This window comes from Chitinimonas sp. JJ19 (genome assembly GCF_036961565.1).
Lineage (GTDB): Bacteria > Pseudomonadota > Gammaproteobacteria > Burkholderiales > Chitinimonadaceae > Chitinimonas.
Genome location: NZ_JBAMDD010000026.1, coordinates 1 through 21198 on the forward strand (window position 1 = coordinate 1; position 21198 = coordinate 21198).

General features: G+C 63.7%; 16 protein-coding genes. 12 read left to right on the plus strand and 4 right to left on the minus strand.

Translation table 11 applies throughout. The features are described 5' to 3' along the window. Window positions 1–110 precede the first annotated feature (110 nt). Both htpG and V7714_RS20185 read right to left on the minus strand, forming a co-directional pair. Window positions 111–2000 (minus strand): molecular chaperone HtpG, encoded by a 1890-nt coding sequence (gene htpG / locus V7714_RS20180; protein WP_335711341.1) that lies wholly within the window; start codon window positions 1998–2000, stop codon window positions 111–113. 352 nt (window positions 2001–2352) lie between these two features. Then, entirely contained in the window at window positions 2353–3366 is a 1014-nt protein-coding gene (locus V7714_RS20185; protein ID WP_335711342.1) for an NADP-dependent oxidoreductase, read from the minus strand. Between the two features lie 130 nt (window positions 3367–3496). Between V7714_RS20185 and V7714_RS20190 the strand changes: the two genes are divergently transcribed. Beyond that, window positions 3497–4432, plus strand: a complete 936-nt coding sequence (locus V7714_RS20190) for a LysR substrate-binding domain-containing protein (protein ID WP_335711343.1) — start codon at window positions 3497–3499, stop codon at window positions 4430–4432. A 100-nt stretch (window positions 4433–4532) separates the two neighbouring features. Here V7714_RS20190 and blaOXA read toward each other — a convergent pair whose 3' ends face one another. After that, window positions 4533–5330 (minus strand): class D beta-lactamase, encoded by a 798-nt coding sequence (gene blaOXA, locus V7714_RS20195; protein WP_335711344.1) that lies wholly within the window; start codon window positions 5328–5330, stop codon window positions 4533–4535. A gap of 168 nt (window positions 5331–5498) precedes the next feature. On the opposite strand from blaOXA, the gene V7714_RS20200 reads away from it, so the two are divergent. The 4 genes from V7714_RS20200 to V7714_RS20215 all read left to right on the plus strand — a co-directional run bounded on the left by V7714_RS20200 (window position 5499) and on the right by V7714_RS20215 (window position 12205). After that, a complete protein-coding gene (locus V7714_RS20200; protein ID WP_335711345.1) occupies window positions 5499–7058 on the plus strand; it encodes a hypothetical protein in 1560 nt (519 codons plus the stop codon). Window positions 7059–7178: 120 nt separating this feature from the next. After that, on the plus strand, window positions 7179–7949 hold the full coding sequence (locus V7714_RS20205; protein ID WP_335711346.1) for a ParA family protein: 771 nt from the start codon (window positions 7179–7181) through the stop codon (window positions 7947–7949). A 21-nt stretch (window positions 7950–7970) separates the two neighbouring features. Further along, the gene (locus V7714_RS20210; protein WP_335711347.1) at window positions 7971–11273 is read left to right on the plus strand and encodes a PAS domain S-box protein; all 3303 of its coding nucleotides are present in this window, start codon (window positions 7971–7973) and stop codon (window positions 11271–11273) included. Continuing rightward, window positions 11270–12205 carry a response regulator gene (locus V7714_RS20215; protein WP_335711348.1) on the plus strand — a complete coding sequence of 312 codons (936 nt, stop codon included), beginning with the start codon at window positions 11270–11272 and terminating at the stop codon, window positions 12203–12205. Before V7714_RS20210 ends, V7714_RS20215 begins: the two co-directional genes overlap by 4 nt. Before the next feature lie 13 nt (window positions 12206–12218). On the opposite strand, the gene V7714_RS20220 is transcribed toward V7714_RS20215, so the two are convergent. Next, window positions 12219–14513 (minus strand): DNA internalization-related competence protein ComEC/Rec2, encoded by a 2295-nt coding sequence (locus tag V7714_RS20220; RefSeq protein WP_335711349.1) that lies wholly within the window; start codon window positions 14511–14513, stop codon window positions 12219–12221. 41 nt (window positions 14514–14554) lie between these two features. Here V7714_RS20220 and V7714_RS20225 point away from each other — a divergent pair, with 41 nt between their 5' ends. From V7714_RS20225 to V7714_RS20255, 7 genes are all read left to right on the plus strand, one after another. Next, window positions 14555–15310 carry a class I SAM-dependent methyltransferase gene (locus tag V7714_RS20225; RefSeq protein ID WP_335711350.1) on the plus strand — a complete coding sequence of 252 codons (756 nt, stop codon included), beginning with the start codon at window positions 14555–14557 and terminating at the stop codon, window positions 15308–15310. Window positions 15311–15609: 299 nt separating this feature from the next. Next, on the plus strand, window positions 15610–17010 hold the full coding sequence (locus V7714_RS20230) for an L-serine ammonia-lyase (protein WP_335711351.1): 1401 nt from the start codon (window positions 15610–15612) through the stop codon (window positions 17008–17010). A gap of 151 nt (window positions 17011–17161) precedes the next feature. Beyond that, window positions 17162–17521 carry a DUF4870 family protein gene (locus tag V7714_RS20235; RefSeq protein ID WP_284194522.1) on the plus strand — a complete coding sequence of 120 codons (360 nt, stop codon included), beginning with the start codon at window positions 17162–17164 and terminating at the stop codon, window positions 17519–17521. Next, window positions 17518–17970 (plus strand): D-aminoacyl-tRNA deacylase, encoded by a 453-nt coding sequence (gene dtd / locus V7714_RS20240; protein WP_335711352.1) that lies wholly within the window; start codon window positions 17518–17520, stop codon window positions 17968–17970. The genes V7714_RS20235 and dtd overlap by 4 nt, the downstream gene beginning before the upstream one ends. Window positions 17971–18078: 108 nt before the next feature. Beyond that, window positions 18079–18999, plus strand: a complete 921-nt coding sequence (locus V7714_RS20245) for a hypothetical protein (protein ID WP_335711353.1) — start codon at window positions 18079–18081, stop codon at window positions 18997–18999. 325 nt (window positions 19000–19324) lie between these two features. Then, a complete protein-coding gene (locus V7714_RS20250) occupies window positions 19325–19669 on the plus strand; it encodes a hypothetical protein (protein ID WP_335711354.1) in 345 nt (114 codons plus the stop codon). A gap of 85 nt (window positions 19670–19754) precedes the next feature. Continuing rightward, the gene (locus tag V7714_RS20255; protein ID WP_335711355.1) at window positions 19755–21146 is read left to right on the plus strand and encodes an MATE family efflux transporter; all 1392 of its coding nucleotides are present in this window, start codon (window positions 19755–19757) and stop codon (window positions 21144–21146) included. Window positions 21147–21198 lie beyond the last annotated feature (52 nt).

The following is a 21198-nucleotide window of genomic DNA, read 5'->3' on the forward strand; positions in this document are numbered from 1 at the left end:
CGCTCGCGTGCTCAAACAGGCCGCAGGGAAAAGACCTTGAAAGGGGTGGCTCTTAGCGGCGCAAAAAAGCGCCCGCGATGGGCGGGCGCTTTTGCAGGGATAGGCTACGATCAGGCCGACATGGCCAGCATCAGGCCGTTCAGGCGCTTGACGAAGCCTGCCGGGTCTTCCAGTTGGCCGCCTTCGGCCAGCAGGGCCTGGTCGAACAGGATGTGGGACCAATCACCAAAGCGCTCGCCGCCCAGCTCGCTCTTGAGCTTGGCCACCAGCACATGGTCGGGGTTGATTTCCAGGATGGGCTTGCTGCCGCCGATGTGCTGGCCGGCTGACTTGAGCAGGCGCTCCATATTGCCGCTCATGCCATGCTCTTCCGCCACCAGGCAGGCTGGGCTGTCGGTCAGGCGGTGGGTCACCCGCACTTCCTGCACACTGTCGCCCAGCGCTTCCTTGACCTTGTCGGTCAGTTCCTTGAAGTCGGCGGCCTTGGTCTCTTGGGCCTGCTTTTCGGCTTCGTCTTCCAGCGCGCCCAGATCCAGCCCGCCCTTGGCCACCGAGGCCAGCGACTTGCCGTCGAATTCGGTCAGCGAGGAGACAAACCATTCGTCCACGCGGTCTGACAGCAGCAGGACCTCGATACCCTTCTTGCGGAAGATTTCCAGGTGCGGGCTGTTCTTGGCGGCGGCGAAGGAGTCGGCGGTAACGTAATAAATCTTGTCCTGGCCTTCCTTCATCCGGCCCAGGTAGTCTTTCAGCGATACGGATTGCTCTTCGCTGTCGCTGGCGGTGGTGGCAAAGCGGCACAGGCCGGCAATCCGCTCGCGGTTGCCCATGTCCTCGCCCACGCCTTCCTTGAGCACGCGGCCGAATTCCTTCCAGAAGGCGGCATAGTCGTCGGCGCGGTTCTCGGCGATGTCTTCCATCAGGCCCAGCACCTTCTTGACGCAGCCTGCCTTGATGGTGTCGATATCCTTGCTGTGCTGCAGGATTTCGCGGCTGACGTTGAGGGGCAGGTCATTGGAGTCGATTACCCCGCGAACAAAGCGCAGGTACTGCGGCAGCAGCTTCTCGGCGTCCTCCATGATGAATACGCGGCGCACGAACAGCTTCACGCCATGGCGGCGCTCGCGGTCATACAGGTCGAACGGGGCGCGCTTGGGCAGGTAGAGCAGCTCGGTGTATTCCTGCCGGCCTTCCACCTTGGCGTGGCTCCAGGCCAACGGCTCTTCCCAGTCGTGCGAGACATGCTTGTAGAAGGCCTTGTATTCCTCCTCGCTGATGTCGTTCTTGCTGCGTGCCCACAGGGCCGAGGCCTTGTTGATGGTTTCCAGCTCGTCCGAGACGATGACTTCGCCGTTCTCGCCGTAGCTATTGCCCTTCTTCATGCGTATGGGCAGGGTGATATGGTCGGAATAGCGCTTAATGATGGACTTGAGGCGCCAGTCATCCAGGAATTCGTCTTCGCCGTCCTTCAGGTGCAGCACGATGTCGGTGCCACGGCCGGCTTTTTCCACGTCTTCCAGGGTGTATTCGCCAGCGCCTTCACTCTCCCAGCGGGTGGCGGTGGTTTCGCCGGCCCGGCGGGTGGTCAGGCTGACGCGGTCGGCCACGATAAAGGCCGAGTAGAAACCCACGCCGAACTGGCCGATCAGGTTGGCGTCCTTCTTGGCATCGCCGCTCAGTTGCTCGAAAAAGGCCTTGGTGCCAGAACGGGCGATGGTACCGATATTGTTCACCACCTCCTCGCGGGTCATGCCTATGCCGTTGTCGCTGAGGGTAATGGTGCGGGCATCGCGGTCGAATGCCACGTCGATGTGCAGGCTGCCGTCGTTCTCATACAGCGCGTCGTTGTTGAGCGCTTCAAACTTGAGCTTGTCGCAGGCGTCGCTGGCGTTGGAAACCAGTTCGCGCAGGAAGATTTCCTTGTTGGAGTACAAGGAGTGGATCATCAATTGCAGGAGTTGCTTGGTTTCTGCCTGGAAACCGAGGGTTTGCTTGCTCATAAGAAATTCACCTTGTTGATAACAGGGTTTTGGGACTGATGAGTCAGCAAATGGGGGCGGTTGCCGTGGTTTCAAGCACCCTGTTGCGGGGTGCGCGGCATGGCATGGGCGTGGGGGCTGCCGCCCGGCATGCCTGCCGGGTTAATGCTTGGGTAGGGTGGGGTGTGAGTAGCGCCAATCACCTTGCTACTCACCCCACACTCTACGAACAACTTCTCTCTCTACTGCTACATGTACTTCTCATGGTATGGACTGCATATAGGCGCGTGAAGCCGCTCTCCCGGCCCATTGCAACTGCCTTGAGCGGGCGCTTGCCGCGCTTTTCCTCCCCCAGGCGACAACGGTACAGGGTTTATGCCGCAGTTGCTTTGACCTCGATCACGATCTTGCCGCGTGCCCGGCCGCTCTGGCTGTGCAGCAGGGCTTGCTTGGCCTGGGCCAGGGGGAAGACACGGTCGATGACAGGTGCCACCAGGCCGGCTTCCACCAGATCGCTGATGCCGCGCAGCTGTTGGCCGTCGGGCTGCATCAGCAGCATGTCCCACTGTACCTTGTGCTGGCGTGCCAGCTTGTCATTGCCGCGATTGAGCCAGCCAAACAGCCAGGGCATGAAGAATGGCAGCTTCTGCTGGCGGGCCCAGGCTGCCGTGGGCACACCCAGGATGCTGACCAGGATGCCGCCGGGCTTGAGTACCGAGAAGGAACGGCGTTGGTTATCGCCCCCCAGGGTCTCCAGCACCATATCGTAGTTGCTGAGTACGGTATCGAACTGTTGCTGCTGGTAGTCCACCACGGTGTCGGCACCCAGCGAGCGGACCAGTTCGACATTCCTGGCGCTGGTGGTGGTGGCTACCTTGGCCCCCAGGGCGCGGGCGATCTGGATGGCGATGGTGCCGATGCCGCCGGCACCTGCATGTACCAGCACTCGCTGGCCGGCCTTCAGGCTGGCGCGGCCGAATGCTTGCCAGCTGGTCAGGGCCACCAGAGGCAGGGAGGCGGCCTCTGCGTGGCTGAGGCGTGCTGGCTTGTGGGCCACGAACTGCTCATCTACCGCCACCAGTTCGGCAAAGGTGCCAAAGCGTTCGCCATCCACCCGCGAATACACCGCTTCGCCGGGCTGGAAGCCATAGACTTCGCTGCCAACGGCCTTGACCACGCCCGATACATCAAAGCCCATGATGTAGGGGAATTGCAGCTTGCGTACAGCCTTCAGCTCACCCTGCTGCATCTTGAAATCGATGGGGTTGACGCTGGCTGCATACACTTCGATCAGCACGTCGCGTGGGCCCACGACGGGTGCGGGCATGTCGCGCAGTTCCACGACCTCTTCGGTCTTGCCGTAACGGGTTACCACGATGGCTTTCATGTTTCGCGTCCTTATCTGGATGTGCGCAGTGTTGCGCTCGATAGGGCGTATCCTATATTTGCACCATGGGTCGAACTAGACGGCAATATTGGGAAGTATTGTTCTATTGATGAGGCAAGTGGGTCAGGCCATGCAAACAGCAGATCTCAATGACTATCGCTATTTTGCCCAGGTGATCGAGGCCGGCGGTTTCTCGGCGGCGGCCCGGCTGTTGGGCATACCCAAGTCGCGCTTGTCGCGCCGGGTGGCCGAGCTGGAGGCCGGGCTGGGCGTGCGGCTGATACAGCGCAGTACCCGCAAGCTGACGCTGACCGATGCCGGACAACAGGTGCTGGTACACAGCCAGGCCCTGCTGCGCGAGGCCGATGCGGCGGCCAGGGTGGCCGCCAGCCTCAAGCAGGAGCCCAGCGGCCTAGTGCGGCTCAGCAGCCCCAGCGTGCTGGTGGATTCCGGCCTGGGCCGGGTGTTTGCTGCGTTCCTGCAGGCCTATCCCAAGGTGGCGCTGGAGACGGTGTTGACCAGCCGACGGGTAGACCTGATCGAAGAGGGCGTGGACGTGGCGCTGCGGGTGCGGCCCAGCTACGACGAAGACCTGCAATGGCCCACCTTGCGGCTGGCGCAGTATGGCACCTGCCTGGTGGCCAGCCCACAACTGCTGGCCGGCTATGCACCGCCACGGCAGCCGGACGACCTGCTCCAGCTACCGGCGCTGGGCGCCATCGAGGCGGATCGCCGCATCCATTGGCGCATGCGGGGGCCGGGTGGCGTGCCCACCGAAATCATCCTGCCACCGCGCCTGGCCAGCGAGCACTTCGGCCTGCGCCACCGTGCCGTGGTGGATGGGCTGGGTGTCTCCATGATGCCCGAACCCATGGTACGGGCAGATTTGCAGGCCGGCCGGCTGGTCGAGGTTTTGCCGGCCTGGCGCTTTCCCATGGTCAGCCTGCAAGCGGTCTATGCCAGCCAGCGCGGCCTCTCGCCTGCCGTCCGTGCCTTGCTGGATTTCCTGCTGGCGCAACTGCAAGCGGACCAGTCCTGGGAGATGCTGAGCCAGGAATTGCCGTAGCGGTGCTGTGCTGCATACCAAGCCGAGCTTGTGCACGGGGCCTGGCACGCAGGTAGCGGCAGGGCTGCGATGGCGGCTGCCCCTTGGGGGTAAAACGAAGTTACGGTAGCACGCCCAGGGCTTTCAGGCAGGCCTTGCCCAGTGGCATACGCTTAGGGGCGTCTTCCAGCGTGGGCATGTCGATATTCAGCGCATAGCCATATACCTTGTCGCCCCGCTGCAGATAACCCACCCACCAGCCTATGGCCGGTTTGCTGTTGGTCGCCCAGCCGGTCTTGCCATACAGCGTGTAATCGGCGGTCTTCTCCAACTGCATGATATCGCGGGTCATGCTCATGGCCTTGGCCGAGAACGGTAGTTGCCCCAGGCCCAGGCGGGCGGTAAAGCGGGCCTGCTGCTCGGCGGTGATGGCCAGCGGTCCATCCAGCCAGAAGCGATCTACCACCGGGCCGATATCGGCGTTGCCGTAACCCACGGCTTTGACATAGGCCTGCAGGCGCGGCTGGCCGATGCGGCGGGCTACCTCCTGGTAGATGGGCACGTTGGACAGACGCATGGCATCGCGCAGATGCATGTCACGCTCCCAGGCCGGCAGCCACTGGGGCTTGCCGCCATAAGGCAGTATCTCGTCGGCATCGCGTACCGCGCCGCTGTCGAAGGCAGCCAGGCTGTTGAATATCTTGAAGGTGGAGGCTGGCGTATAAGCCGTGGCAGCCCGCTTGGGGTTGTACACCGTCATCTGGTCGGCACTGGCGTCGTACAGCACAAAAGTGCCTTTGAGGCCGGCAGCGTCGAAGTGCCGCTGCAGGGCATCGGTTTCGACGACACCGGCCGCACGCGGCGTCTGGCTCAGCAACAGGCAGCTCATCACGGCCAGTAAACGTAGTGGGTAGAGCATGGTGTACCTCTTGGTGGTGAATGGGTAACCCCATGCTACGAGGGCGGCTGGGGCAAATTGAGCGCATCGGGCGTCACTGCAGCCACTGCTGTAACGTCTGTAACGCAAACTTGGTTGGCTAGCCGCCAGGCCGCACAATGGCGGGCCTTGCTGGATAAGCGGAACACCATGTCGATTGCCCTGACCGTAGAACTTGCCGTACCCCAGACTGTAGGTGGGCAGCGTGCAGCCCACCAGTCGCTCTGGCTGTTGGCCCGGCTGTGCCAGGCCCGGCAAGGGGGCGAGCCGGGTGGTCTGGTACGGCTGGCAGAGCTGCGCCAGCAGTTTCCCGCTGCGCGCAGCCTGCGCATGCTGGTGAGCCGCGCCTATCGCGATTTTGCCCGTTGGGGCATACGGGCAGGCTGGGGCGATGACAGCGGCCGCGACCCGCGTTTTCTTAATCCCGATGGCCGCAGCCAGGGGCCTTTCTGGTTGCCACAGGCCGAGGCGGACAGGCTGTGCCTGATGGTGGAAGGCCGGCAGGCCACACCGGGCGAGGTGGCTGATTTCCTGGGGCAGTCGCGGCCTACCGTCCCGCCTGCCAGGCCGGCAGAGCAGGGGGTGGAGTTCTGGCTGACCCTGGCGGCCGCCCAGCAGGATTTACGCCAAGGGCGTTTGCTGGCGGTGCTGGATGCCAGCGGCAGCCGGCAGGAGCGAGGCGCGCTGGCAGGGTTCAAGGCTGCATCCGGGCTGGCAGGCAATGGCCTGCAGCAGGCCTTGGCCGCCTTGGGCGAGGCCAGTGCTTGGCGCAGGCTGGACGATCTGGGGGCGGCCAGGCAATTGCTGGCCCAGTTGCGCCGCACGCTCAAGAACGATGGTGCCGGGGAGAGCGGCTACCTGGATGCCATGGAGCATATCCTGTCGGCCTGGGTGGCCTGGGGCCAGCGCGAGGCCGAGCAGGCCGAGGCCATCCTGCGCGAGATGCGACAGGTAGAGCCCCGGGCATCCGTTGTCCGCCACCATCCCCGCATCCGCTTCGAGTGGTACAACCTGGCCGCCCTGATTGCCCGAGCCAGGGCGCTGGCCGGGCAGGGGCCTGATCTGGCCCTGCGCAGGCAGATGGCACAACAGGCTCTCGATCATTTTGCCCGCGCCCTGGAAGCGGCCTTCGAGTTCGGCTCATTTGATGCCGCGCAGCAGGTGGCGGCCAATACGGGCATGGCCATCTGGTTGTTTGCCGAGGAAGGCCTCTGCGGCGAACCGCTGACGGCCAGCCCTGCCGCCATGCGCTGGCTGCTGCTGAGCGAATGGCTATGCCGCTGTGCCGGCAGCGGCGCCCTGTCGGCCTGGAATGCCATCTACCTGATGCGTATCGCCCGCGGCCATTGCCCCCGTACCGAGTCGCCCTCGCTGGCGGTCTTTCGCAGCTATCAACCCCTGGTGCCGGAAACCATACTGGCGCAGGCGGGCCAGCTACCCTGGCTGGATGAGCAGGCGCTGCTGCCGGTCAGCTGGCTGGCCCTGGCCGAGTCGCTGCTGGCGGCACAGCAGGAAAACCGCGCGCGTTACAGCCTGCTGCAACGCTGCGGCTTGCGCCTGGAACATGCCTGGTATGCCCTGCATGGCGGTGCCGTGGCGGCAGCACAGGCCTCGGTGCAGCAATTGCAGCGGGAGCTGGACGGCCTGCCGGCAAGTGACCGGGCCTACTTTTGCGAGGCGCTGTCGCGACTGCCTACCCACTGTGCATAGCTTCGGCGACCAAAAAGCCACACCCGTCTGCCTGACAGCCACAATGATAGGTAGGTCCTTCACTGCTGCGCTGCAGCAGGCTGATAGAATCCAGCGGAATCAACTACTTCGGAGCAGGCCATGAAGCGGGTCATTTTCAACCAGAAAGGTGGCGTCGGTAAGTCCACGATTGCAGTCAATCTGGCGGCCATTGCGGCCCACCAGGGACGCAAGACGCTGCTGATCGATATCGACCCGCAGTGCAACTCCAGCCGCTACCTGCTTGGCGATGCGGCCAAGGAAATCAGCCCCACCCTGGCCGAGTATTTTGAGCAGACGCTGAACTTCAGCCTGTTTTCCAAGCCAGCCAGCGCCTTTGTCCACGCCACGCCGTTCGAGAACCTGTTCCTGATACCCTCCCACCCAGAAATCGGTGAGCTGCAGTCCAAGCTGGAATCGCGCCACAAGATCTACAAGCTGCGCGATACCCTCAATGAGCTGGCGAAGGAATACGATGAGATCATCCTCGATACGCCGCCGGCCTATAACTTCTTTACGCAGTCCGCATTGATCGCGGCGGAAGGCTGCCTAATCCCGTTCGATTGTGATGACTTCTCGCGCCAGGCGCTCTATACCCTGATGAACAATGTCGGCGAGATACGGGCTGACCATAACCAGGCGCTGGTGGTGGAAGGCATTGTGGTCAACCAGTTCCAACCCAGGGCCAGCCTGCCGCAGCGGCTGGTCAACGAATTGAAGGAAGAAGGCCTGCCGGTGCTGGACAGCAAACTGTCCAGTTCGGTGAAGATCCGCGAATCGCATGATCGAGGCTTGCCTATGATACATCTTGATGCGCGTCACAAACTCAGCCAGGAATTCCTGGCATTGTTCCAGGAACTGCAGTCGGCCTAGCCGTACTGCAGCGCAGCCCTGATGCGGCGTCGTGCCGCCCTGGCGGTCGCCAGCCTGATACTGGGATTCGCCTTGACGGCGGGCCTGGACGCTTGGCGCGCCCGCCATATGGAGAGCCTGGCCTTCAGCCACTTTCAGGGTGAAGCGGTAGAGCGGGTGTCCAATGCCGAGTACGGCATGCGGCGTGCGCAAGAAGGCATCGAGGGCATGCGTGCCCTGTTCAAGCTCAACCCCGATCCCTCGCCTGAGCAGTTCACCCTGCTGGCTTCGGCGCTGCAGCGCACGCCAGGGGTGGATACCCTGCTGGCCGCCGAGCCGGTGGGTGGCGAAGCCAGGGCCGCTTTCGAGGCACGCTGGCGGCGGCTCTATCCGGATTTTTCCTTGCGTTTCCGCAATGCCCTGGGACAGCAGGTGCGCTCGCCCGCGCGGCGTGACTACCTGCCCATCGTCTATGGCGCCCTGTCGGTGCCGTCGCAGTTCAGCATAGGGCTGGATCTGGCGGCCGACCGGCAACTGGCGCCCACCTTGTCGCGCTTGCCTGTGCATGAGGTGCGCCTGTCTGCGCCTTACCGCGCAGCAGGAGGGCGGGTGGCGGCCCTGCTGCTGGGCTGGCAGGGCGAAGAACAGCCCCCGCGCCTGCTGGGGCTGGCCATTACCCCGGCTGATGTGGCTTTGAGCCTGCCGCAGAGCAAGGCCATACAGGATGTCTGGTTCGATGTGACCGACCCCACCCGGGCCGAGCCGCTCTACCCGGCCGAACTCAACAACGCCGCGCTGCCGTTGCGTCTGCTGGCCAGCCGCGATGTCAGCCTGGGCGGGCGGCAGTGGCGGCTGGAGGCCAGGCTGGTGGAAACAGCCCTGGCAGAAGCTCGCACGCACGGCCGCGAGCCCCTGCTGCTGCTGGGTGGGCTGCTGTCTTTGCTGGCGGCGGCGCTGGCCATGCGCAAAGTCCACCCGGATGAAACCGAGCTGAGCCCGCTGGAGCTGGAGAACCGCAGCCTGCAGCAGGAGCTCAACCGTGCCCGCACCGCAGCCAGCGAGGCACGGCGTGATGGCCTGCGCTTGCAGACCATACTGGACACCACCAGCGAGGCCATCGTCCTGATCGACGACCAGGGCCGCATCGAGCGCTTCAACCGGGCGGCGGAGCGCCTGTTTGGCTATGAGATGGATGCCGTGCTGGGGCTCAATATCGGCATGTTGCTACCCTCGGTGCAACGCAGCCGGGGCGACGAGTTGCCGACCTTGCGGTTGGACCAGGAGCGGCTGCTGGGCAGCCGCGAGTTGCTGGGGCAGAAAAAGGATGGTGCCGCCTTCCCGGTGGAGCTGTCACTCAGTCAGTTCACCCTGGGCGACAGCCACTATTTTGTCGGGGTGATCCGCGATGTCAGCGACCGGCGCCGGGCCGAGCGCATGTTGTTCGAGAGCGAATACAAGCACCGTGCCATTCTCGACGCCGCCCATATCGGCATCTATGTGCTGCAGGACGACCAGCTGCGTTATGTGAACCCGGCTTTTGCCGCCTATTTTGGCCACAACCCGGTCGATCTGATCGAGCGCCGCAGCCTGTATGACCTGATTGCCAGTGCCTGGCGCGAGGCGCTGGCGGTGGCAATCTCGCCCGAGCGTTCAGGCGGCAAGCCGACCGAGGTGCTGATGCAGCGCCCCGACGGCAGCCGCTTCTATGCCCTGATCACGGCCAAGCCCATCCTGTTCGACAATCGCCCAGGGCTGGCGGGCTCGCTGCTCGATATCAGTGAGCGCAAGGCGGCTGAAGAGGCCATGCTGCGGGCGGAAATCCGCAATGTGGCGATTCTGGAGGCCATTCCCGACCTGATGCTGCAACTCAACAACACCGGCGTGGTGGTGGATTGCCGTGGCCGTGCCGGCAGTGGTGAATTCGGTCTGTCGCGCGAGGTGGTGGGCCAGCACTACCGCCGGCTGCCGGGCGAGTTTGCCATCAAGCTGGATTTTGCCCTGACCGACGGTTGGCCCGCCCGGGTGCGCAGCTTTGAATACAGCCTGCCCCTGGGAGACGGCGACCGCCAGTTTGAAGCGCGTGTCACCCCGGCCAGCGAGGGCGAGTGGCTGGTCATGCTGAGGGATATCAGCGACCGCAAGCAGATCGAGGCCGAGCTGATACGCCACCGCGACCACTTGGCCGACCTGGTGCGCGAACGTACCGCCGAGCTCAACACCCTGTTTACCGCCAGCCCGCTGCCCACGGTGTTCCTGGGACAGCGCAACATACTGGAGGTCAATGCCGCCTTCGAGCTGCTGTTCGGCTACACCCGCTCTGCCCTGATAGGCCAATCCATCCGCATGCTGTTTGCGGATGAAGGGGCGTTCGAGCGGCTATCGAACGAGGCCTACTTGCCCATGGTGGGGGGCAGTGTGGTTACCCTGGAAGTCAGCTACCGGGCGGCAGATGGCCGGCTGGTGCTGTGTGAGGCATTCGGTAAGGCCATCGACCCGGCAGACCCACTGGCGGGCTCCATCTGGATCTATCAGGACATCGGCGAGCGGCGGGCCGGCGAAGAGGCCATGCGGGTGGCCAAGGATCTGGCCGAGGCGGCCAATATGGCCAAATCGGAGTTCCTGGCCAATATGTCGCATGAGCTGCGCACGCCCATGCACGCCGTATTGAGCTTTGCCGAGCTGGGTGAGCGGCGTGCCACCGATGTGGCGCCAGACAAGCTGGCCCATTACTTTGGCCGCATACGCCAGAGCGGTCAGCGCCTGCTGCAGATATTGAATGACCTGCTCGACCTCTCCAAGCTGGAGGCCGGCAAGATGACCTATGACATGCAGCCGCTGGAACTGCCGCCCATCGTGCGCGAGGTGGCCAGCGAATTCATTCCCCTGGCGCGCGATCGCGGCCTGCGCATCCATATTACCCTGGTGGATGATCTGCCACGGGTGAGGGGGGATTCGCTGCGGTTGATACAGGTGCTGCGCAATCTGGTATCCAACGCTGTCAAGTTCAGCCCCGAGGGCGGGAATGTCACCCTGAGTGCCTGGCAGGAAGGTGGCTGCATACAGCTGGCGGTGGATGACGAGGGCGTGGGTGTGCCGCCGGACGAGCTGGCCACCATCTTTGACAAGTTCATCCAGAGTTCCAAGACCAAGACCGGCGCTGGCGGCACGGGCCTGGGCCTGGCTATCTCGCGCGAGATCATCGAAGCCCACGGTGGCGGCATACGGGCCGAGAACCGGCCTGATGGCGGCGCACGTTTCGTGGTGAGCCTGTTGATTGCAAATCCCGCACTACAATGGGAAGTAGACTATTCCGCCGTACGTAGCGGACCAGGAGGAAATCCATGACCGGTAGCAACAAACCCCAGCCTACCCTGCTGCTTGTCGATGACGAGCCTTTCAATCTGGAAATCCTGGCCGAACACCTGACCGAAGCCGGTTATGCCGTCGAGTTGGCATCGGACGGCGAAGAAGCATGGAACTGGCTGACCCGTGCCGGCGACAGCTTCGATGCCGTGCTGCTGGACCGCATGATGCCCGGCCTCAATGGCATGGAGGTACTCAAGCGCATGCAGGCCCATCCGCAGCTATCGGGCCTGCCGGTGGTGATGCAGACGGCGGTGGGCTCGCCAGAGGCTGTGCGCGAGGGCATGGAGGCGGGTGCCTACTACTACCTGACCAAGCCCTTCGAGCGCGACATGCTGCTGGCGATTGTGGCTGCCGCCGTGGCGCAGCATCGCGCCCGTCGGTCGGTCAAGCAGGCCGCTGCGCAGCCACTTGATGGCCTGGCCATGCTCAGCGAAGCCCGCTTCCAGCTGGGCACCCTGGATGAGGCACAAAGGGTGGCCGCCTTGCTGGGCAAGCTGACCCCGGCACCAGAGCGCACCGTGCTGGGCCTGACCGAGCTGATCGTCAATGCCATAGAGCATGGCAATCTGGGCGTGGGCTATGCCGAGAAGAAAGCCATGATGCAATCTGGCCGCTGGCGCGAGGAAATAGAGGCCCTGCAACAGCAGCCTGAACATGTGGACAAGCGGGTGAAGATTGTAGCCCGCCGACAGGATGGCAGATTGCTGGTGGAGATCGAAGACGAAGGTGATGGCTTTGACTGGAATCGCTTCCTCGACTTCGACCCCGCCCGCGCATTCGATCCCAATGGCCGGGGTATCTCTATGGCCCGCGCCATGAGCTTTGAATCGCTGGCCTACCAGGGCGCGGGCAATGTGGTGATTGCCACCATTCTGTTGGCACCGCCGGAACAGGTTGCTGGCGGGCTTTGAGCGGGGAGTGGCCTCACCCAGGCAGGTGCCAGTACCGCCGTTTGATCTCCCGCCAGCGGCTCACCGCCAGCCCGTCCGGCGCAAAGTCCAGCCGTACCGCGCCATCCTCATCGCTGCGCAAGACCGTGGCACCTGCGGCCTGGTAGCGTGCCACCACGGCGGGTCTGGGGTGGCGGAAGTGGTTGCGGTAGCCGGCCGTGGCGATGGCAAAGCGGGGTGATACGGTATTGATGAAGGCTGGGCTGGAGGCGGTATCCGAGCCGTGGTGCGGCATCACCAGTACATCGGCGGCCAGTTCCTGCGCCTGCCCGACCAGCAAGGCTTCTTCCTTCATGCCGATATCGCCGGGCAGCAAAAGGCTGCCACCCGGCCCGCTGATCCTGAGTACACAGCTGCTGGCGTTATCGTCGCCTGCCCGGCCGCCAGCCGTTTGGGGGTGGAGCATGGCAAACCGTATGCCATCCCATACCCATTGCTGCCCTGCCTGACAGGGCTGGTGGAGCGGGGCAGGATGGCCTGCGGGCAGCTTGTTGGTGGCCAGCGCAGTACCGACGATGCGGTTTACGCCAACCTCTTGCAGCACCAGTGCGGCGCCGCCGGTGTGGTCGCCATCGTTATGGCTCAGTACCAAGGCGTCCAGTGTCTTGATGCCACCGGCGCGCAGGGCAGACGGCACGGTACGGCCGCCTCCGCCCTCGGGGCCGGTATCGAACAGCAGCCTATGTCGGGGTGTTTCTACCAGCACCGCCAACCCTTGGCCCACGTCATAGACGGTGGCGCGGAAGTGGCCTTGGGGGAGTGCCTGATGCAAGGGCAGCAGCAGCGGCAGGAGTAGGGCACAGCAGGCCAGTTTGCCCGGTGCGCCCCGTGGCAACAGCAGCAGGGCCGTGGCCAGGGCGGCGGGTAGTATCAACCAGCCTGGCGGGGCTGCCTGGGTCCATTGCAGACGGCTTTCTGCCAGCGGCGAGATCAGCCAGAGGGTTTGGGTCAGCAGCCAGTGGGCCAGTTGCAGCAATAGGCCGGTAGGGTCCAGTGCACCCAGCAGGGCCAGTGGGGTAACGACGCTGCTGATCAGTGGGATCGCGATGGCGTTGGCCAGGGGCGAGGCCAGTGGCATTTGCTGGAACAGCAGCAGTAGCAGCGGCAGCGAGCCCAACGTGGCGGCCCATTGCACGGTTCCCCATTGCAGCAAGCGCTGGCGCCAGCCCAGCAGCTGACCATGTCGGCCAGACAGCGCCCAGAGCATGGCTCCCACGGTCAGATAAGACAGCCAGAAACCAGCGGATAGCACCGACCAGGGGTCGAGCAACACTGTAGTGCCCAGCGCCAGGGTCCAGATGGTAGAGATAGACAGTGCGCGATGGCTGGTCAGGGCGATAGCCGCCACCACCAGCATGTAGAGCGTGCGTTGGGTGGGTACGGAAAACCCCGCCAGCACGCTATAGGCCAATGCCCCCGCCACGGCGGCGATCAGGGCAGCCTTGCGGGCGGGCAGTTGCAAGGTGAGGCGGGCAGAACGGCGCCACAGCCAACCGACGGTGGCACCGAGCAGGCCGGCGACCAGGGTGACATGCAGGCCGGAGATGCTGACCAGATGGGTAATGCCGGTTTGTCTGAACAAACGCCATTGATCCTGGCTGATGCCGGACTGCTCGCCGATGACCAGGGCCACAATTACGCCGGCAAAAGGCTGATCCGGCAACTGCTGCTGTATACGTTGTGCCAGCCAGGCGCGGCTGCGGTGCAGTAGCGAGCTGGGGCGGTTGTCATGGGCGTCCAGCAGGCTACGGCCGCGCTTGGCGATGCTGCCGGTGGCGCCTATGCCTTCGCCCAGCAGCCAGGCCTCGTAATCGAAGCCGCCTGGGTTGAGGCTGCCATGAGGACGCTTGAGCCGCACGGTCAGCTGCCAGCGCTCGCCAGCGTGCCAGCCTTGGGCGGGGCGGGCGTAGTCGTTCAGTAGCAGCAAGGCCGGCACCCCAGGCGGTGCCTGGTCCACCGCAAAACGCAGGCGTGGGCCGTACTGGCTGGGCTGGGGCAGGCCGGCCACCACGCCTTCGATCTGCAGTGGCTTGAGTTCCAGGCTGCCCGGCAGTTGCTGCGCCAGCCTGATATCGGCCCGCCAGGTGGCGTAGTTGGCACCTAGCCCCAAGGCGGCCAGCAGGCATAAGCCTACCCGCCAGCGCGGCTGACGCCATGCCCAGGCCGCCGCCACCGCTGCCAGTAGCAGGCCCGGCCATAGCGGCGGCAAGGCTGCCTGAAACTGCAGCCAGACGACACCCGCCACGAATGCGATAATGACCAGCCGCATGGCTCTCCTTATACGGCCGGTATTGGCCCAGACCCTATCCTATGCTGCCCCCATTGTTTTGTTCCAGTTCCGAGCGCCATGCCCATGCCCAGCAGTTGGCGGCTCACTACGGTTTTGTGCTGCTTGATGCCTTGCCCGAGCAGGGCCATGCGCTTGTGCTGGATGCCCATAAGCTGGCCTTGTGCAGCCTGGGCAAGGGCGCGCCTGGCCCGGTCTTTGTCGATTTTGTGGGTGGTGCGGCAGATTGGCGACGCAAGCATGGTGGTGGACGTGGCCAGGGCGTGGCCAAGGCTTGCGGCCTGAAGGGCGGGAGCACGCCGCATGTGCTGGATGCGACGGCGGGTTTGGGCCGGGATGCTTTTGTGCTGGCCTCGCTGGGCTGCCAGGTAGACATGCTGGAGCGCTCGCCGGTGGCCGCCAGCCTGCTGGCCGATGGCTTGCTGCGGGCACAGGCCAGTGATGAGGTGGCGGCCATTGCCAGCCGCATGCGCCTGCACCACGGCGTGGCCAGCGAATTGATGCAGGCCTGGGCAGCCGACCGGCCAGAGGTCATTTATCTGGACCCGATGTTCCCGGAGACCAAAACCAAATCGGCGCTGTCCAAGAAAGAGATGCAGACCTTTCAGCAGGTGGTGGGGGCTGATGCCGATGCCGATGCGTTGCTGCTGCCGGCCAGGGCACTGGCTGCCTGCCGGGTGGTGGTGAAGCGACCACGGCATGCGCCGCTGCTGGCAGGCGCCAAGCCGAGCTATAGCCTGGAGGGCGATAGTGTGCGGTTTGATATCTACCTAGGGTAAGTCCTAATAGGGACGTGTCCTGTGTCCATGGTCTGTGTCGCTGCTCGATGCCGGATATTTAATGGTTATTTGAATCAATGATTTATCGCTATCTTGGCGCGGTGGAGTCTGCGTCGCCAGGGCGTGAGGCGCGGGGCAAAGCCGGCGCTGCCGGGCTGGCCTGCCCGGGCTGATGATGGGCTGCGGCAAAGCTGCGTGCATCTGTAGTCGGCCACGATTAGACTACGCGCGACCCAGGCACCGGCACCCCGGTGGCACTACCAGAAAATGACCGCCAAGCGCGGCGTGGAGACATCAGCATGGCTATCAGCGTATTTGATCTGTTCAAGGTCGGCATCGGGCCGTCCAGCTCTCACACCGTAGGCCCCATGCGTGCTGCCAGGCAGTTCATGCAGCGGGTGGAGCGCGAAGGCCTGCTGCCCAAGGTGGCCAGCATACGGGCCGAGCTGTATGGCTCGCTCGGTGCCACCGGCAAGGGCCACGGTTCGGATATCGCAGTGATACTGGGCCTGCTGGGCGAGGAGCCGCAGCTGGTGGACACCGATCAGGTGCCTGCCATGGTGGCAGCCATACGCGCCAGCAAGCGGCTCAAGTTGTTGGGTAGCCAGGAGATCGAATTCGACGAGCCGCTGCATCTGGTACTGCACAAGCGCAAGACCCTGCCATACCACCCCAACGGCATGATCTTCAGTGCCTATGACGCCGAGGGCGGCGAGTTGGAGCGGCGTGCGTATTACTCGGTGGGGGGCGGCTTTGTGGTGGATGAGCACGCGGTGGAGGGGGGCTTTACCCCGCCGACGGCCGAGGTACTGACGCATCCCTTTACCACGGGCGCGCAGCTGCTGGCACTGGCCGAGCGCCATGGCAAGCCTATCAGCCAGTTGATGCTGGAGAACGAATTGGCCTGGCGCAGCGAGGCCGAAGTCAGGGCCAAGCTGCTGGATATCTGGCAGGTCATGCATGCCTGTGTGGAGCGCGGCTGCCGTACCGAAGGCATCCTGCCCGGTGGCATGAAGGTGAAGCGCCGCGCCTACGATATGTACCGGCAACTGGCCGGCAGGCCCGAGGCGGCACTGCGTGATCCGCTGACGGTGCTGGACTGGGTCAACCTCTACGCACTGGCCGTCAACGAGGAAAACGCCGGTGGTGGCCGGGTCGTGACGGCGCCCACCAATGGGGCGGCGGGCATCGTGCCAGCCGTGCTGCACTATTACGTGAATTTCGTGCCGGGAGCCAACGAAGACGGCATAGTCCGCTTCCTGCTCACCGCAGGCGCCATCGGCATCTTGTTCAAGACCAATGCCTCTATCTCCGGCGCCGAGGTCGGCTGCCAGGGCGAGGTGGGTTCGGCTTGCTCCATGGCGGCAGGTGCCCTGTGTGAAGTGCTGGGCGGTACGCCGGCACAGGTGGAGAACGCTGCCGAGATCGGCATGGAACACAATCTGGGTCTGACCTGCGATCCGGTGGGCGGGCTGGTACAGGTGCCCTGTATCGAACGCAATGCCATGGCGTCGATCAAGGCCATCAATGCGGCGCGCATGGCCTTGCGTGGTGATGGCACGCACTATATCTCGCTGGACCGGGTGATACGCACCATGCGCGATACCGGGCGCGACATGCATGTGAAGTACAAGGAAACCGCACGCGGTGGCCTCGCCATCGACATTGTTGAAGTGCCGGTCAACGTCGTGGAGTGCTGACCAGGCGGTACACAGCCAGCGGGGCATGCATTTCATTCCCGTCTGGCGGCAACCCAGGCCATTGCTGGCGCTGACTGTCGCGGAAGCGCTGCAGCGCCGGCCAGCTTTGATAAGCTGGAGCCTGCTTGATCAACAAAGGGGAGCAAACACCATGTCACAAGTCCTATTGCCCGACGAGGCCGAACGTTCAATGAAGAATCTGGTGCTGGCGGTCTATATCCTGCTGGCCGTCTCCTTGATGACCGCCATACCTACCGGCCTGATCGGCGTCATCATTGCCTACGTCAAGCGTGACGAAGCCAGGGGAACTTGGCTGGCCGAGCACTTCCGCTGGCAGATCGAGATATTCTGGTACTCGCTGGCAGGCTGCATCCTCGCCAGCCTGTTGTTTGTCACCCTGATCGGCATTCCGCTGGCCATCATCGTGGGTGCCGGTACCTGGTTGTGGATGGTCTACCGCCTGGTCAAGGGCTTCCTGCGCCTGAACGACAACCGGGAGCCGCAAGCTTGAGGGTAGTGCTGCAGCGTGTCAGCGAAGCTGCTGTGGCGGTCGACGGCCAGACCGTTGGCCGCATCGGCCCTGGCCTGCTGTTGCTGGTGGGTGCCGAGGCCGATGATGGCGAGGCCGATATCGGCTGGCTGGTGCAGAAGCTTTGCAAGCTGCGGGTGTTTGGCGACGAGCAGGGCGTGATGAATTGTTCCCTGCTCGATGTCGGTGGGGAGGTGCTGGCTGTCAGCCAGTTCACCCTGTTCGCCAGCGTCAAGAAAGGTAACCGCCCGTCCTGGAGCCGCGCTGCCCCTGGGCCGGTATCGCAGCCGCTGTTCGACCGCTTTGTGGCCGCCATGTCCCAGGCCTTGGGCAAGCCCGTTCCCACGGGCGTGTTTGGCGCAGACATGCAGGTCAGCCTGATCAATGATGGCCCGGTCACGCTGATGCTCGATAGTCGCGCACCGGAGTAACGCTGCCCGGCCGTCCGATGTAAATGCTATGGCCCGCATAGCAAATCACAATTAGTAAACATATTTATTTATAAATAAGATGATCTCACTACTTCGGAGGAGATCATCATGTCGCATCAGCCGCATCCGCTGGCCCTGGCGCCCTTGCTATCCTTTGCCCTGCATGCGGTGGCCGATATCGGGCAACCTCATCGCATCAAGGCGGCCCTGGCTCTGGCCTACCTGGGAGAGCGCTTCCCAGGTTGGAGCCCGGCACAGGGCGCCCAGCTGCTGGCGCACAGCGAATTTCACCTTACGCCGACAGCCAGTGGATTACTGGCCTCCACCGTATCGTCGCCTATGCGCTATGGCCCGCGTGCCGCAGAGCGATTGATTGCCCGTGGCCTGCTGCCACTGGCTTACCGTGCCGCCAATGACTGGGTTGCCACCCATGGGCTGGCGGCAGTCGTGGGGCACTATGCCGGGCGTGCCTTCAATGAGCCCGGCTATCTGGCTCATGGTCTGTCCATCTGGTTGTCTTTCACTGTGGCGGTGGAACGGGTCGATGCCAGCCAGCACCCCTGGTTGCTGGAGCGATTTGTCGAGTTTGCCGCGCAGGCCTATCCAGGCTATCCGGTCTGGGATAGCCACTGGCAACCGCCTACACGCCCGGCCGGCAGGCGGCTGACGTTCGCCGAGGTTTTTGCGGTAGTAAGTCGGCAGCCTGGCTTCTACGGGCATCACCTGATTGCCCTGGCCTGGGTGCAGCGCTGTGCGCCTCGTTTGGCTGACGGCCAACTGCAACAAGCCTATGGCGCCGTGATGGAAGCTGCCCAGGCAGACAAGATGCTTACCTTGCAGCAGGATGATGTCATCTGCAGCGAGGCTGTCTGGCCAGACTTTCTGCACGCTTATCTGTTAGGCCTACGCGCCAATATCCACGCCGCCACGCTGGGTGATGCCCTGGCAGTGCTGTGGGATACCCTGGGCGCCGCCGACCGTAGCCGCTTGCTGCAGACCATGGCGGCGCTGGCGGTAAACACCCGTTGACGTTGCGGGCGTAGTCGTAATACATTGCAGGCCTTGGCGCCGATTTGACCCTCAGCTTGCGGGCGCTTGATAAATGCGGCTAAAGCGTGGTCAGCGTCAAGGCGGTCTCGTACCGCATGCGCTCCAACCCGCTAGCCTCAGGCAGCGGGTTTTTTGTTTTTCCGGACCAGGCTTGCCGCCTGGTTCAATGCAGCCAGTACAGCAGTAAACGCGCCGATTTAATCGACAACTTGCGGGGCGCGTGACGGTAAGCCGTCGAACCTAAGCCGCTAAAGCGACGCCCGGTGGTCGGGCACGCTGTCGTAACACGCTTCTGGAGCCCACCATGTTTGATTGCCTCGATACCTCTGCGTCCGCTTACGGCACCTACGGTTGTGACCGTGCCTCCTTGCAGGACTCCACCATTGATGCCCGCACCGTGTCGCAGCAACTGGCACGCCGCCATGTTGGCCGCAACTGGCTACGCCTGAGCGCAGGCAAGGGCCAGCAGACCTTGCTGGCCAAGGCGCGTGAGGTGGCACTGTATTTTGAGGGTCAGATAGAGCGCCTGCCGGATGGCAGCCTGTTGATACTGGACCTGACACTGAATGAGACCCTGGCGCTGAGCGAGCGCTTTGGCAGGGAGCTGGCGCTGGAAGCCAGTATTGCCGGGCAGGGCCACTACAGCTAAGCCGTTCTGCCTTTACACCGTCACGGGGCGCTTGCGCCAAGGCGGGCTAGAATGGAAGACCGTGTTTGCAGATCCGGTTTGTCCCATGCCCTTGAAACGCCTTACTACGCCAGCCATCAAGACCGAAGCCGCCGCGCTCTGGCAACTGGCCTGGCCCATGCTGATAGGTCAGTTGGCTACCGTTGGCATGGCCGTGGCCGATGTAGCCATGGCTGGCCATGCCAGCGCCGAGGATCTCGCGGCCGTGTCGCTGGGGGCCTCGGTCTGGTCCATCATCATCGTGACCCTGATGGGGGTGATGATGTCGGTCAATCCTACCGTGGCCCACCATGTGGGGGCGGAAGAGCATCACCTGATACCGCATGTGGTGCGGCAGGCGCTGTGGAAAGCCCTGGGGGTAGGCGTGGTGGCTTTGCTGGCAGCCCAGGCATCGGCCTTGATATTCGATGTGATGCAACTGGACCCCGCCGTGCGCGACATGGCCAAGGCGTTTGTGCAGGTGACCAGCTTTGCCCTGCCTGCCTTCGCCTGCTACCGCGTGCTGTATGGCTACAGCGCCAGCCTCAACGAGACCAAGCCCATGATGGTGATTGCCCTGTTGGCACTGGGCATCAATATCCTGCTCAACTGGCTGCTGATCTACGGCAAGTTTGGCCTGCCCCGATTGGGCGGCGTGGGGTGTGCCTGGGCCACGCTGGTTTGCGTCTGGTTTAACCTGCTGGCGCTGCTGTGGTGGATGAAACGGTCGCCGGTCTATAGGCAGACCTGGCCGTTTACCCGCTACGAGGCGCCGCACGGGCCGGAGATACGCAAGTTGTTGCATATAGGCCTGCCCATAGGCGTGACCTATTTTGCCGAGTCCAGCGCCTTTGGCCTGATCGCCCTGCTGGTGGCCGAGTTCGGTGCTGCCGAGGTGGCAGCGCACCAGATTGCCCTGAATTTTTCATCGCTGGTGTTCATGGTGCCGCTGAGCCTGAGTGTGGCCTTGATTACCCGCATAGGCCACGCCTTGGGCGAAGGCGATCCGGCCGCAGCGCGCTTCAGGGCCTGGGTGGGGGTAGGGGTGTCGCTGGCCTTTGCCATGGTGTCGGCCACCTTTATCGCCCTGTTCAACCACCAGATTGCAGCTGCCTACACCAGCGATGCCGCCGTGGCGGCGACGGCGGCCCATCTGCTGATTTTCGCGGCGCTGTTCCAGCTGTCCGATGCCACCCAGGTATCGACCAGTTCAGCCATCCGGGGCTACAAGGTGACCCGCCCGCCCATGGTCATCCACATGGCGGCCTTTTGGGGCTTCTCGTTGCCGCTGGGCTGCATACTGGGCTTGGCGCCCGACTGGCTGCCGTGGCGGCAAGAGCCGATGGCGGCGCAGGGATTCTGGATTTCGCTGGTGGTGGGGCTGACGGTCGCTGCGCTGGGATTGACCTGGTTTCTGGACCGATTGTCGCGGCGCCGCCTGATGCGGCATGCGCCATAGCAAGACAAAAGGCCCGTGAGGGCCTTTTGTCTTTGGGGATGCAGCAAGCCTG